Raw genomic sequence first — 13,581 nt, 5'->3', positions numbered from 1 at the left:
AATGTGGAACGCCCACATGCCCTTTATCCCGTATCGCGACCGGCCGATCTCGATCGACGAGGGATCCCGAGAGGTGTTCATTCCACACGAAACGGGCGTCTCGCTGACGACCCGAGAGTACGAGCGCGAGCACCGGCGAGTGACGATGGCCGATCTGATGACCGAGTGTAATTACCTCAACCCCGACGTTGAGGTCATCGCCGAGGTCAACACGTCCGAGAGCTTCGAGACGTTTGCCGAGACACTTAACACCGGTCACGGGCTGATCGGGACCACCCACGCCGAGGACGTGGAGACACTGGTCAATCGCGTCATCGAGCAGGGACTCGCGCCCTACCTCCTCCAGGAGATCGACCTGCTCGTGTTCCCGAGACGGGTCGGCTCGGACCGGTTCGTCAGCGAGGTGATCGAACTGGTCGAGCGAGCCATCGACCTCGGGATCAACTTCTTCGACACGGCCAACGTCTACTCCTCGGGGGAGAGCGAGGACATCCCCGGGGACGTGCTGGCGGAGTACGACCGTGACGAGCAGGTCGTCGCCACGAAGGTGCGCTGGCCGGGCGCGAACGACCACCGCAACGCCGAGGGCCTCTCCCGGAAGACCATCGAGCAGGAACTCGATCACTCGCTGGATCGGCTGGGGATGGACACCGTCGACCTGTACCAGATCCACCGCTGGGACTACGACACGCCCATCGAGACGACCCTGCGAGCGCTGGACGATGCAGTCCGCCGGGGCAAGGTCCGCCACATCGGGGCCTCCTCGATGTACGCCCACCAGTTCCAGCGCGCCCTGTACGTCAGCGACCGCGAGAACCTCGCGCGCTTCGAGACGATGAAGAACCTCAACCACCTCACGTACCGCGAAGAGGAGCGCGAGATCTACCCCATCTGCGACCGCGAGAACATCGGTGTGCTCCCGTGGTCGCCCCTGGCTGCGGGCTACCTGACCCGTCCCCACGAGGAGTTCACCGAGACGGCCCGTGGCGAGCACGAGATCGACTACGGCACCCCCTACCACGAGGGACCGGGCAGCCAGGGGATCAACGATCGCGTGCAGGAAGCCGCCGCCGACAAGGGCGTGACGATGGCCCAGATCGCGCTGGCGTGGCAGTTTCAGAACGACCACGTCGATACGCCGATCGTCGGCACCTCCAGTATCGAACACTTGGAGGACGCCGTCGAGGCGCTGGACGTGTCGCTTTCTGAATCCGACGTGGCGTATCTCGAAGAGCCCTACGAACCAGTTGAGGTCTTCGGGTTCGAGTAGGGAGATCTGAACGTAGCGAAGATCTCCAGAATACGAGCGGGCGCTCAGAACTCGACGGTGTCCCCGATTGCGATCGTGCCCAATTCGATCACGTTCGCGTTCAGCCCGCCGCGGTGCGTGAGTGCCTCGGAAGCACCCTCTGTCTCTGCGAGCGATTCCATGTAGCTGCACGGTTCACAGAGGCGTTCGCCGACCAGTTCGACATCGCCGATCCGGAACGTCCGGTCGACGAGGTGGTTGAGCGCCACGTCGCTGGTGACGACGTTGCGTCGCGTCAGCCGTGCCGGCAGGTCGACCTCGTGGTCCCGTTCGATGGCGTCGAGCGCCTCGCGCTCGATCAGCGATACGTCGGTCCCTTCGGGGAGTTCCTCGCGGCAGTCGTACAGCCCTTGCTCGCGAAAGTAGCGGTCACCGCGGAGGCCGCGGCCGGCGACGGCTTCGACGCTCTCGACTACCTCCATCGGCTCGCCCGAATCCGGGGCGACGAAGATCGCCTCGATCGATCCGCGTGCCATATCCCGTGGTCGCTCCGGTCGAACATAATCGCTCTGTTACACCAGTGCCGTCAGGTCGATGCTCCCGTTGCTGGTTCGGATCTTCAGAGATGTTCCGCCGTCACCGAGCCGGCCGGTCACGCGGCGGTTCGAGACGGAACTATCGGCCAGTGAGAGGTCCTCGACGTCGATCGAGCCGATGCTTGTCGAGGCAGTCAGGTCGGCGTCGAGCTCGCTCCCGAGTTCGGCGTCGATGCTGCCGTTTCCGGTGCGGATCGTCGTCTCGTCGCGGATCCTCGGAATTTCCACGTCGACGCTTCCGTTGCTGGATTCGGCTCCGTCGACGCCGGCGCAGTCGGCGATATCGATCGAGCCGTTGGCAGTCCGTGCGGTGACGTAGCCGTTGATCCCCTGCAGGTCGACGCCGCCGTTCTGGGAGACGCCAGTCAAGTCGCCGGCCGTGTTTTCGATAGTCACCTCGCCGTTAGCGGTGCGAACCTCGGTGACGGGCTGGCTCGTCGGAACAATGACATCGAGATGGACGGCGACGCGCGTCCGGGGCAGCGTCGTTGTCGTAGGACACGGCAACAGTGTAGGTTCCATCGTCGGCCCCCGTCTCGACGCTGACCTCGTCGAACCGGCCGCTCCCGAAGGAACTCTCTCTGGTCACGTCGAGTTCGACCTCACTCGCGTCGTGGGTCTCGACGGTGACGCGACCGTTCTGGTTCTCGACCCCGATTGGCGTCCTATCGGGCACGTCGAGCGTCCGGGTCGTCATCTCGCTGGTCCCGGAGACGCCGGGGACGGTACAGTCAGCGAGGGCGGCGGCTGTGGCGAGGCTTCCTGCCTGGAGGAGTTCACGGCGGCGCATACGTGCGAATTCGACCGGTCAGTACATCAAAGTCGGCCCCGCTCCGGAACCAATGACGTGACCGACAACTGAACGCCCTCGACCCGCTGAGGGGTTCTGTGCGGGATATCCTCACTTTGTTCGGATAGTGCCCGCGCAGATCCACTCAGACGTGTCTCGCCCGTTCATTCCACCAGGACTCCACCGCAGGACAACACCGCACCACACACCTCCCCAACCGATTCACTTACTCCGCTCGTTCATCCACCGGAAGACTCGCTTCGCTCGATTTCCGAGCCATTCGCTCGCCGATGGGTCGCGAAGACCTCGCACAGTTTCCGTCGCGCCACGAGAGCGCGACAGCGCGCGCCGCGTGGTTTGGGCAGTCGTTCAACCGTCGGTTGATATTTCGAGACAGGCACTATACACGCAATGGCAGTCAGAAAACGGCCTCTTAGGCCGGCAGACGGAAGGCGAGGCTGTACATCCGGCCAGTCGACTCCGATCCGATTTCGGTCGCGAGGCGCTCGGCCCGCTCAGCCAGTCGCTCGCCCACGTCGTCGGGACAGTTGGCGGCGAACAAGGTCGCCGCGTCGGCGTGGGCCGAGAGGTGACTCGCAGTCCAGGGAACCGGATCGAGCAGGGTCCGCTCGCGCTCGAACGTCCAGCTCTCGCCGACGAACAGATCGCGGAGGAACGACGATGGATAGAAGGTCAGGGCTGGGCGACCGGTCGCCAGTTCCGCGGCGGCGTTCTCGACGGCGAAGAGGTCGCGGACGGCGGCCGTCTCGGGGAGCGAGTCGTAGTCGTCGACGACGAGGTGACAGCCCGGAGCGGCGACGCGGCGGAGTTCGTCGGCTACGGTCGACAGCGCCGCCAGATCGAGGACGTTGCAGAGGCCGTGGGCAGTGACGAAATCGACAGACTCGTCAGGCAACGGGATCGCCCGGAGGTCGGCTTCGAGGACTGCGAGTCGGTCGCTCTCGGCAGTGGCCTGCTCTCGTGTCGTCATCGCGTGCTCGCGGTCGTTCGTGATGGCGTAGACGTGACTCGCACCCGCGTCGAGCAGGCCCACCGTCGTGTTGCCGACGCCGGCACCGGCTTCGAGACAGCGCCGGCCCTCGACTGGGCGGTCGTCGAGCGCCGTCGTGACCGTGCTCGGAACGTCCATCCCCTCAGTGGTGGAGTTGTTCGGGGACCGGGCTGTCGTCGTGGCGCGAGGCCTCGATCAGCGAGCGCTGGGCGGCCTCGTCCATCCCGCCGTACTCCTTTGCGGCCTCGCAGATCATCGTCACGAGCTTCGGATCGCCGGCGCTGACGACGCTCGTCAGGCCCTGCGAGGCGGTGAAGTCGAAGCGCTCGCGAATCTCGTCGGGCGCACAGACCGGGCGATACCAGTTGCAGAAGGGGCGGTCCCGCTCGGGCAGTTCGTCGGTGTCGGGCCACGACCCCGCGGCGAAGGCCTTGATCCCGAGCGTACCGATGTTCTCCTCGTTGGCTCGCTGGAGGACCGCCTCGTAGTCGTGCTCGCCGTCCGACTTTCCGGCGACGACGGGATTGAGCGGGAACATCAGCGACGCCAGATCGTCGATGCGGTCGATGGCGTCGACGATGAGCTCCGGCCGGCTGTGACTCGTCAGCCCGATGTGGTCCATCAGGCTCCCTTCTTTGGCCTCGCGGAAGGCTTTCAGCGCGCCGTTCTCACCCGTGATCTCGTCGAGTTCGTCGGCGTATTCCAGTCCGTGGAACTGATAGAGGTCGATCGTATCGACGCCCAGCCGATCGAGCGACTCGTCGAGGCGCTGCCACGCGCCCTCGTAGTCCCGCTTCTCGGTCTTGTAGCCGAAGAAGATCTCCTCGCGGTGCTGGCGGAGTTTCGGCCCGAGTTTCAGCTCCGCGTCGCCGTACATCGGGGCCACGTCGAAGTGGTTGACCCCGTATTCCAGCACGTGCTCGACCATCTGGTTCGCACCCTCCTGTTTGAGCCAGTTGAGCGCGATCGTCCCGAACGTCATGACGGTGCTGTCGTGACCGGTCTCGCCGAGCGGGCGTGTCTCCATACGTGGGTTTCGGGACGAATATAATGGTTTGCAGTCCAGATTTGACAGTTTCGAATACAGTAAAGGTAGATATGAATTGATGATCTGGATGAACGTGCTCGTGAGGTGAGTTTTTCTAGCAGGATCGAAGGCAGAAGCATCGAATCCGCCAGTAGTGGCCCCGTCCGCCGATCAGTCGGGCGGGACGGAGACATCGACCCATCGAGGAATCGATTCGGGGACGGAGACATCGACCCATCGAGGAATCGATTCGGGTGGTCCACGGGTCGAATCCACAGACTCGACGCGACTACTCCCGACAGCGCCGCGATCGCCTCGGGACGCATCCGGTACGCTGCCAGCCGAGGGCCGATATATCTGTAATCTGTCTACTCTACCGAATAGATAGTTTCATTATATTACTCGTACGAACCGGTCAGGGCCGTCAGTCCTCGACCTCTTCGACGGTGTTGACGAGGGTGCCGATCCCCTCGACCTCGATCTCGACGGTCTCGCCCGGTTCGAGCTTGATGTCCTGAAACGTGCCGACGCCCTCGGGCGTCCCCGTCGCGATGATGTCGCCCGGTTCGAGCCGCACGCGCGAGGAGACGAACGAGACCAGATCGGCCACCGTCCGAATCATCATGCCCGTGTTGTCGTCCTGCATCGTCTCGCCGTCGACCCGGGAGGCGATGTGGAGGTCCTGCGGGTCGTCGATCTCGTCGACGACGACCGAGGGACCGACCGGCGTCGTCGACTGCATCGTCTTCCCGGAGAACCAGTCGAGCATCTCGTCGTCGCCGACCTGCAGCCCGAGCTGGAGGTCCCGCGCGGAGGTGTCGTTGAGGATCGTGTAGCCGGCGACGTAGTCGAGGGCCTCGTCGAGATCGACGTGGCGGGCAGGTTCCCCGATCACCGCCGCGAGTTCGGCCTCGTAGTCGATCTCCTCGGTCACGCGGGTGTGATACGAGATCGGCTCGCGGTGGCCCACGAGCGTGCGCGGGAGCTTCATGAACACGAGCGGCCACTCGGGCACTTCGATGTCCGACTCCTCGGCGTGGGCCTCGTAGTTGAGCGCCGCACAGAAGACCGTGTTTCGGTCGGTCGTCGGCGGCAGATGGGTGATCTCGGCCCGGTCGAACGACCCCCCGTCGGCGTCGGCGGCGTCGTCGGGTCGCGACAGCGCGTCCTGGAAGTCGTCGAACTCGCTCGATACGTCGGTGACGGTGTCCGCTTCGAAGCGACCGATACGTGCTTCTCCGTCAGCCTGAAAACGGCCTATTCGCATAGACAAGTGGTCCCGTCACAGCGTCTTTACTGTTTCCACTGACGGTCGATAATCGACCCCGGCGCGGCCGGGCGACCGAGATCCGAGTCCGTCTCCCACTGGAGCCTGTCACACGCCTCCGGATGCTCAAACTATTAGTGTCGGGGGTTGAACACTAGTCACATGGCAGAGTACGAGCCATCCTGGGAGTCGTTAGTCCAACATCCCCCTCGATCGCTATTCGATGAGCGATGGCTCGGTGAAGGAGCCGTCGTCGTCGAACGCGATCGGCGACGGCTCCGCGACGACCCTGAGGTCCGAACGGTCCCGGGCCTCGTCGATGAGCGCCTCGGAGGCGTAGAAGCGATGGAGGTACATCGTGTCCGGCGCGCGTAGCACGCGGACGGTCGACTCGTCGACGACGCCGATAGTCGAGAGCGCCGCGGTCAGGCCGGCACGGTCGGTCTCGGCGACGGGCGGCAGGCGAACGCCCCGGATCGTGCTCGCGGTGAGCGCGTTGATCAGGGTCGTCGCCGCGTCCAGTTCGGCGACGACGTCCTCGTGGATCACGTCGGCCGACCCGACGCCCATCGCGTTGCCGTGGGTCGTGGCAGTCAGCGAGCGCGTGAAGATGCGCTTGATCTCGGGGTCATCGGGTTGGGGTTCGTTGATCGCGAACGGTCGCCGGCCGATCACGTTCGTGTCCATCCCCTGCCCGCTGATGTCCTTGCCCTGCCGATCCAGAACGAGCACGTCGACGGCGCTGAATGGGATCGTCGGCATGATCTCGTAGGCTTCTTCGAGCAGTTCCGCCTCCCGGTCGAGGAAGCCACTCGGCGGGACGCCTTCGAGCCGCGCGGTGTCGTCGTGCTGGTCCTCGACGATGGCGACGCCGCCGACCACCGGCAGGGCCGAGAGCAACTGCTCGGTGATGGCGGGGATCATTTTCCTGAGCGACCAGTCGACTGCCCAGTCGTGGGCGATCTTCGCGCCGCGCTGTTTCCCCATGCCGATGACGAGCATCTTCGAGAGCCCGCTCTCGACGGCCCCGTCGAAGTCCGTATGGGGTTTGATCCGGTTGATCGGGACGATCGCGTCGGCCGCGACCGCGTTGGCATCGGCCACGACGGGCACGTCCCTGTCGGGTGTCCGACCGACCTCGACGACATCCATCGTCGCGCGGATCTCACAGCCGATCGACGCCTCGGTGACGCCCAGTTCGGCCAGTATCTCCGTCTGACCCTCGGCGGTCGCGCCGCCGTGGCTCCCCATCGCCGGGAACACGAACGGCGTATAGCCCGCGTCCTCGACGGCGTCGACGACGCCGGCGACGATCTCGGCGAAGTTCGCGATTCCGCGGCTCCCGACGCCCAGCGCGACCTCGCCGCCCGCCGGTGTGTCGCCGAAGGGGAGCAACCGGACCGCCTCGCCGGCCCGCGTCGCGATCTCGCCGGTCGGGATCGGGCCGGTGTTCCAGACCTGTTCGACGACGCCCATCGCCGGGAACGGGGTCTCGCCACAGGCGTCGGCGATGTCACGCTCGGACACGCTCAGGGTTCCGAGTGGATCTTCGAATGCCATACAGACACGTTGGCAGAACGGCTATTAAAACTCCGCCAGAGAGCCGACAACTGCGAGCGGAGATCGCGATCAGTCGTCGCTCTGTCCGGTGGCAAACGAGTGTGAGTCCTGGAACTCGGCGGCCTCCGCGCGGGCGGCTTTCGGCGGTTCGCGGTTCTCGATGGCCTCGCCGGTCCGACCGTCGAAGACGTGGATCCGGTTCCGAGGGAAGACCACGTCCATCGACGCCCCCTCCTTGATGTACTCCTCGCCGTCGACGCTCGCGGTGAACAGCTCGTCGCCCAGCCGGAGGTAGACGAACGACTGGTCACCGAGCGGCTCGATCACGTCGACATCGACCGTGAGAGCGTTCTCGTCGTCGGCGGCGGCGATGCGGATGTCCTCGGGACGGATCCCCAGGGTCAGGCGATCGGCGCCGTCGGCGACCTCGGCCGCGGTCTCGGCGTCGAGGTCGTGTTCGAAGTCGTCGTGGACCAGCGTCCCGGCGTCCCGGTCCTGTGTGACCTCGAAGAAGTTCATCGAGGGCGAGCCGATGAAGCCCGCGACGAACCGGTTGTTCGGGAGGTGATAGCACTCCAGCGGCGTCCCGATCTGCTGGAGCTGTCCGCCGTCGAGCACGGCGATGCGGTCGCCCATCGTCATCGCTTCGGTCTGGTCGTGGGTGACGTAGATCGTCGTCACGCCCAGTTCCGACTGGAGGTTCTGGAGTTCGGTCCGCATCTGAGTGCGCAGTTTGGCGTCCAGATTCGAGAGGGGTTCGTCCATCAGGAACAGCGCCGGGTCGCGGACGATCGCCCGTCCGAGCGCAACACGCTGTTGCTGTCCGCCCGAGAGATCGCCGGGTTTCTTGTCCAGCAGGTCATCGATACCCATCATCTCCGCGGTCTCCTCGATGCGGTGCTCAATCTCGTCGCTCCCCATGTCCGTTCCCATCTTGAGGCCAAATCCCATATTCTTGCGGGAGCTCATGTGGGGATACAGCGCGTAGTTCTGGAACACCATCGCGATGTCGCGGTCCCGCGATCGCTTGTGGGTGATGTCCTCACCGCCGAGAGTGATCGTCCCCTCGGTCGCCGATTCGAGCCCGGCGATACAGCGCAGCGTCGTGGACTTCCCACAGCCTGAGGGACCGACGAGGACGAGGAACTCGCCGTCGTCGACGGTGATCGACACGTCGTCGACGGCGACGATCTCCCCATCGGTGCCGTCGTTAAATCGCTTTGTCAGGTTCTGGATCTCGAGGTCGCCCATAGGAACGAGATCCCCACAGACGGTGATAAATCTTGTCACCTGCTACGCGTTGTCACCCGTTTCGAGCGTCCAGATCCGGTCCATGAACGGGATCGGTTCGTCCTCGTCGTCGACATCGACGCCCTCGCGCTTAAACTGAGCGACGTACCGCTCCCACTCCTCGACGGCATCGTCCCTGTCGACCTCATCGAGGTAGGCGTCGATGTCCTCGGCCTCGAGGAGACAGACCGCCAGGTCGTCGCGGACGTACAGTTCGAACTCCGTGACGCCGCCCCGACGCATCGCGTCGGAGACGCCCTCGGGAACGTCCTCGTGGGCTTCGAGATACTCCTCGCGGTGGTCGGGATCGATTCGCTGGACGTACACCGCTCGCTCCGTGTCGGATGCCATATCCCCGGCAACGAGTGAGTGGATAAAGAAGGTTGTGCCAGTCCCGGCTGGCGGCGACCTATACGTCGTGGACGCGCTCGAAGGCCCGGTGAGAGAGATATGAGAGGTCCCGCGCCGAGAGGAACTCGGCTTCTTCGGCCCACGAGAGGCAGTCCCCGTAGCTCGCCCAGTCGTCCATCCAGGGGTAGTCCGACCCGAGCATCAGCCGCTCGGGGCCGAACCACTCGACCAGGTTGCGAACGTAGCCGTGGAGGTCCTCGTAGGGCCAGTCGGCCTCGGCCGACCGCGGAAGCGAACTCACCTTGACGGCGACGTTGTCGTGGTCGGCGACGGACTCGAAGTCGATCCACGGAGCCCCGTCGGGGGCGGTCGTCTCGTCGGGGAAGGCCATGTGGTCGACGACCAGTTGCACGTCCGGGTGTGCCTCGGCGAGGTCGGCGACCATCGACAGCTGTTCGGCCTTGGGAAAGATGAACACCGCAGTACCGAGCGCGGCGGCCTCCGCCCAGATCGGTTCGAGCGCGTCGTCGAGGATCCAGTCGGCGGTACGGTTCAGTTCAGTCGGGTACTCGGCGTATTCGAGGCAGGCGTGCATCCGGACGCCCAGCATCCGCCCGTGACCCACGACCCGACGGAGGTCCGCCCGCACCTGCTCCGGGTCGTCCCCGAAGAAGTCCATGAGGCCGACCCCCCACAGCCGGTCGGGGAAGGCCTCGACGGCCCGCATCGTGTACTCGTTGGCGCGCGGCCCGTGGCCGTACAGCGGCGTCGTGACGATCACGCTCTCCTCGACGCCCGCCGCGTCCATGTCGCCGATCAGGTCCCGGGCCGTGTACGATCCCTCCCATCCCGGCGGCAGGACCTCGGCCTGCCACGGGAGTTCGTCGGTGTCGGTCCCCCAGGCGTGCGTGTGCGTGTCGACGAATTTCATCGAATCACTCCAGATTGCCGCCGCCGCTGACCCGGAGGATCGTCCCGACGACGTAGGATGCCTTGTCGCTGGCGAGGTACAGCACCGCGTTCGCCAGATCCTCGGGCTGACCCATGCGACCGATGGCACGGGCCTCACCCCATTCGCGGAGGATGTCCTCCTTCGTCCGGTCGGGGTCGTTTTCAGCTTCCATCTCGGCCTCGTAGTGGACCTGGTAGGTCTCGGTGAGATCCGTCGAGATGGCGTTCATTCTGATCCCGTGTTCCGCGAGTTCGTGGGCCATCCGCCAGGTGAGGCCGTTGATCGAGGTCTTGGAGATGCCATACAAGCCGCGTCGACCGGTCCGGCGGTCCCCGGTCTGGCTGGTGTGGTTGACGATCGATCCCTCGATCCCTTCCTCGATCATGTGGGACGCCACGAGTTTCGAGGCGTAGTACTGGGCGCGGACGTTCACGTCTATCGCGAAGTCCCAGTCTTCGAGCGAGCCCTCGACGAGCGACTGCTCTCGGGGCCAGACTGCGGCGTTGTTCACCAGAAGATTGATCCGCCCGAACTCGTCGATCGCGGTCTCGACGAGGGCTTCGATGTCGTCGGGATCGCCCATGTCCGCCGTCACGCCGATCACGTCGCCCGCGCTGCGCTCGTCGAGGTCATCGGCGACTCGCTGTACGTCGGCCTCGGTCCGGGAATTGATCACCACGTTGGCACCCGCGTCGGCGAGCCCCTCCGCGATGCCGCGACCGATCCCTTTCGTCGACCCGGTAACGATCGCCGATTCGCCGCTGTAGTCGTAGCTGGTGTGACCGACCATATCAGGAGTCTCGTGAACAGTAAATAAATAATCTACCGGTAGCGACCGCGGCGTTCACACCGTATTCAGCACGTCACCAATCCACGAGAGGTTACGATCAGGAATGACACCGTAGCCGTAGAAGGATAGCTCATTTGCACCGGCGTCGACGGCGGCTTGCACCTGTGCACGAAGCCCATCCTGATCATGGACTATCGGGTCTCCAGCAAGGATACCGGCACGTACTGGTTCGTCGAAGAACGTCCGTGTCGCGTTCACGTCGTCCCGGACGACCGATGGGTTCTGATGGTAGGCGAGCACCGTGGCTGAGTCAAGTACCGCGGATAACCCGTACAGATCGAGGCCGTGTTTCCAGGAGTGCTCGATACCCATTCGATCGTCACCGAGTCCGCCCATCTTGAAGTAATAGCCGAAATCGAGGGGATCGATGATTGATGAGAAATCCTCGAACAGCGTTAGCAACGTCTCACGCCGAGTCTCTGCGTACCGACCGACCGACGGGTGTTCCGCTAGCCACCCGGCGATATCAGTATCGTACGCTAGCTCACCCTCGAAGAGCGCGCTGAGTCCCGAACGTGCGCTTTCTCTCGCGGTTTCGACATCGACTCCGACCGCCGTCGCGTGGTCGCGACAGTGTTCGCAGAAGCAGAGTCCGAAAAGGAACTCACCGAGCGGCCCGAGTCGCGTGAACCACTCCTGGTGATGCCAGCCGTACCCCGTTCCGTACTGGTAGTCGGCCAACTCCATTTCGATTGTACCGAACACGTCTCGGCTAGCGAGGTCCGTCGTCAGTGCGCGTCCGTACGCTTGGACAGCAGGGTTAGACGGGCAGAGTCCCCATACGAGCGAGTCTCCGAACGGAGATTCCAGCGTCGCCTCGGGATGCTGACGGCCAAGCGAGCTGCTGTGGAACGTCGCGGACCACGAATTCAGGTCCACCGGCGTGTCAGCGAACCCGTCGGCGATCGTCGCAAGCCAATCGTCATCGCCCATGGTCGCGTTCACGTCCGGAGTGATCGATCCGTAGTGATCGAGGTCGGGCTGGAAGTACACACTCGCATCGGCGAAGAAAGTCTTCCGCTCGGGATTGTGTGGGTTCAGCGTCTGAACCGAGTGCATCGCCGTCGCGAGGTTGACCTCGTCGATACCAAGCGCCGCAAGTCGGTTCGCCGCTTGTTCTGGCCCCTCGTCAATCAGATCCCACGGATGGGCCCACATCGCGGCTTTCATGCCGACCACCCGATCTCCTCGTCGATGGGATAGATCGGACGCGGGATTCGCTCGTACGGCAACTCGGCGAGTAGCTGGTTCGTATCACCCTCAGTGAGTGCAAACAGACGCCGTGCGGCAACCTCCTTCCAGGCGGGACTGAGGTAGCCGCTCTTGAGGACAATGAGACGGCACTCGGACAGATCGATATCGAGCGCCTCGAACGTCGTCGGATCTCGGTGGCAGTTCGTGCGACGGTCAGTGACGAGGACCTCGCAGTCACCACAGTCGAGGCGTGCTACGCCTGCGCCATCGGATTCTCCGAGGGCACGAACGGTTCCAGTAACGGAGAGAGGCTGACCGAATTCGTAGCGCTGGCCCAACTCCATGTCGACAGTTTCTCCTTCAGTAACAGTCGCACAGCGATCGTAGCTCGTGGCGTCAGCAATGACCGCGAGGACGGGCGTCCCGAGATCGTCACGTTCGAACAACATCGCCAAGAAATCGGTCAAGTCCTCACTCGCACCAGCACCGGGAATATCCCCCGTCTCCGCAACGACGACCGGGTGCTTGTCCTCCGTAGCCGCGATACCGAGCGCTTCAGAGGGCCGATACGCCTCCGTCGTGAAGTCGAACTCCGCGCGTCGTTCCCAGAAGGCTTTCGCGAGGTCAGCAGCCATAGTCTCTACGTCACTTGTTCCGGAGACGAGCGCGTGACAGCCTGCGTACGGGGAGTCTGCCCACGGAAAACCGAGGAAGTAGTTGGCATCGAGGATGCCGTCACGCTCGTCTGCAGTGCGCAATCGATTGATGAGCGAGGCCATCGGTTCGGCTTCCGTCTCGGACTGCTCGCCTGCGAGCAACATCGGGAGGCGTTGCCAGCCGAGTTGTACGTCCGCACCGTCGAGCGCGGTAAGAAGAAGGTCCGCAGCCCGTTCACCCGTCTCGATCACGTCGGTGTGGGGTGCGGTTCGATAGCCTGCAATCCCGTCTAGGTGTTCGACCATCTCCTCAGTGATAGTCGCGTGCATATCCAGTGCAGCGGTAATGGGAACGTCCGGACCAACGACATCACGGATGTTCGCGAGTAACGCGCCTTCCGGATCTGGTTGGTCATCGACGTACATCGATCCGTGCAGGTCCAGACAGACTCCGTCGAGGTCCGAATCGAGTCGATCAACGAGTTCTGAACGCATCCATTCGAAGGCCTCCGGAGCAACCGTCGGCGAGGGAAGGCTCGCTGCACCGATCGTCGGAACAACATCGACGTCACGCTGCGAGAGCACGTCGACGATACCAGTGAGTGACCGCCCGTGATCGAAGTCAGTCAAGAGATCGTTGTCTGTTGCTGTATTGAAATCCTCCAGCGTCGTCTGTCCGTCGGCGAAAGTATTAGTCTCGTGACTAACTGTCGCAGTTGCGATTCGCATACTATACTACGCCACAGCGACCAATATAAATCATGCGCCTGTGAGGGAATACCGCGTG

Annotated in this window: 13 protein-coding genes and 2 pseudogenes; 2 read left to right on the top strand and 13 right to left on the bottom strand. The window is 63.9% G+C overall.

From position 1 onward, the window contains the following. Position 1: 1 nt before the first annotated feature. Together QOL69_RS17310 and QOL69_RS05895 are read left to right on the top strand one after the other, a co-directional pair. Positions 2-340 (top strand): annotated as a pseudogene (locus QOL69_RS17310) (ATPase, T2SS/T4P/T4SS family); the annotation flags it as partial. Between the two features lie 69 nt (positions 341-409). After that, positions 410-1,270, top strand: a pseudogene (locus tag QOL69_RS05895) (aldo/keto reductase); the annotation flags it as partial. 44 nt (positions 1,271-1,314) lie between these two features. Here QOL69_RS05895 and QOL69_RS05890 read toward each other — a convergent pair. From QOL69_RS05890 to QOL69_RS05830, 13 genes are all read right to left on the bottom strand, one after another. Continuing rightward, a complete protein-coding gene (locus tag QOL69_RS05890) occupies positions 1,315-1,785 on the bottom strand; it encodes an MOSC domain-containing protein (protein WP_283402415.1) in 471 nt (156 codons plus the stop codon). 36 nt (positions 1,786-1,821) lie between these two features. After that, positions 1,822-2,241 carry a DUF4097 family beta strand repeat-containing protein gene (locus QOL69_RS05885; protein ID WP_283402414.1) on the bottom strand — a complete coding sequence of 140 codons (420 nt, stop codon included), beginning with the start codon at positions 2,239-2,241 and terminating at the stop codon, positions 1,822-1,824. Between the two features lie 7 nt (positions 2,242-2,248). Continuing rightward, complete coding sequence (locus tag QOL69_RS05880) at positions 2,249-2,635, bottom strand: hypothetical protein (protein WP_283402413.1); 387 nt, start codon at positions 2,633-2,635, stop codon at positions 2,249-2,251. A gap of 433 nt (positions 2,636-3,068) precedes the next feature. Beyond that, positions 3,069-3,785: a class I SAM-dependent methyltransferase gene (locus QOL69_RS05875; protein WP_283402412.1), complete on the bottom strand. Its 717-nt coding sequence runs from the start codon at positions 3,783-3,785 to the stop codon at positions 3,069-3,071. Positions 3,786-3,789: 4 nt separating this feature from the next. Continuing rightward, complete coding sequence (locus QOL69_RS05870) at positions 3,790-4,674, bottom strand: aldo/keto reductase (RefSeq protein WP_283402411.1); 885 nt, start codon at positions 4,672-4,674, stop codon at positions 3,790-3,792. A 424-nt stretch (positions 4,675-5,098) separates the two neighbouring features. Next, positions 5,099-5,941, bottom strand: a complete 843-nt coding sequence (locus tag QOL69_RS05865; protein WP_283402410.1) for a fumarylacetoacetate hydrolase family protein — start codon at positions 5,939-5,941, stop codon at positions 5,099-5,101. A 216-nt stretch (positions 5,942-6,157) separates the two neighbouring features. After that, positions 6,158-7,501, bottom strand: coding sequence for a nickel pincer cofactor-dependent isomerase, group 22 (locus tag QOL69_RS05860; RefSeq protein WP_283402409.1), 1,344 nt, complete (start codon positions 7,499-7,501; stop codon positions 6,158-6,160). A gap of 69 nt (positions 7,502-7,570) precedes the next feature. Then, complete coding sequence (gene ugpC / locus QOL69_RS05855) at positions 7,571-8,752, bottom strand: ABC transporter ATP-binding protein (RefSeq protein ID WP_283402408.1); 1,182 nt, start codon at positions 8,750-8,752, stop codon at positions 7,571-7,573. 42 nt (positions 8,753-8,794) lie between these two features. Then, positions 8,795-9,142, bottom strand: coding sequence for an L-rhamnose mutarotase (locus QOL69_RS05850; protein ID WP_283402407.1), 348 nt, complete (start codon positions 9,140-9,142; stop codon positions 8,795-8,797). A gap of 58 nt (positions 9,143-9,200) precedes the next feature. Continuing rightward, positions 9,201-10,073 carry an amidohydrolase family protein gene (locus QOL69_RS05845; RefSeq protein ID WP_283402406.1) on the bottom strand — a complete coding sequence of 291 codons (873 nt, stop codon included), beginning with the start codon at positions 10,071-10,073 and terminating at the stop codon, positions 9,201-9,203. Positions 10,074-10,077: 4 nt separating this feature from the next. Further along, entirely contained in the window at positions 10,078-10,884 is an 807-nt protein-coding gene (locus QOL69_RS05840) for an SDR family NAD(P)-dependent oxidoreductase (protein ID WP_283402405.1), read from the bottom strand. A 54-nt stretch (positions 10,885-10,938) separates the two neighbouring features. Further along, positions 10,939-12,114: a hypothetical protein gene (locus tag QOL69_RS05835; RefSeq protein ID WP_283402404.1), complete on the bottom strand. Its 1,176-nt coding sequence runs from the start codon at positions 12,112-12,114 to the stop codon at positions 10,939-10,941. Then, positions 12,111-13,523: a M81 family metallopeptidase gene (locus QOL69_RS05830; protein WP_283402403.1), complete on the bottom strand. Its 1,413-nt coding sequence runs from the start codon at positions 13,521-13,523 to the stop codon at positions 12,111-12,113. Before QOL69_RS05830 ends, QOL69_RS05835 begins: the two co-directional genes overlap by 4 nt. Positions 13,524-13,581: the final 58 nt, after the last annotated feature.

The organism is Halorubrum sp. DM2 (assembly GCF_901686465.1).
GTDB lineage: Archaea > Halobacteriota > Halobacteria > Halobacteriales > Haloferacaceae > Halorubrum.
This window is presented reverse-complemented; position numbering and strand designations above follow the sequence as displayed.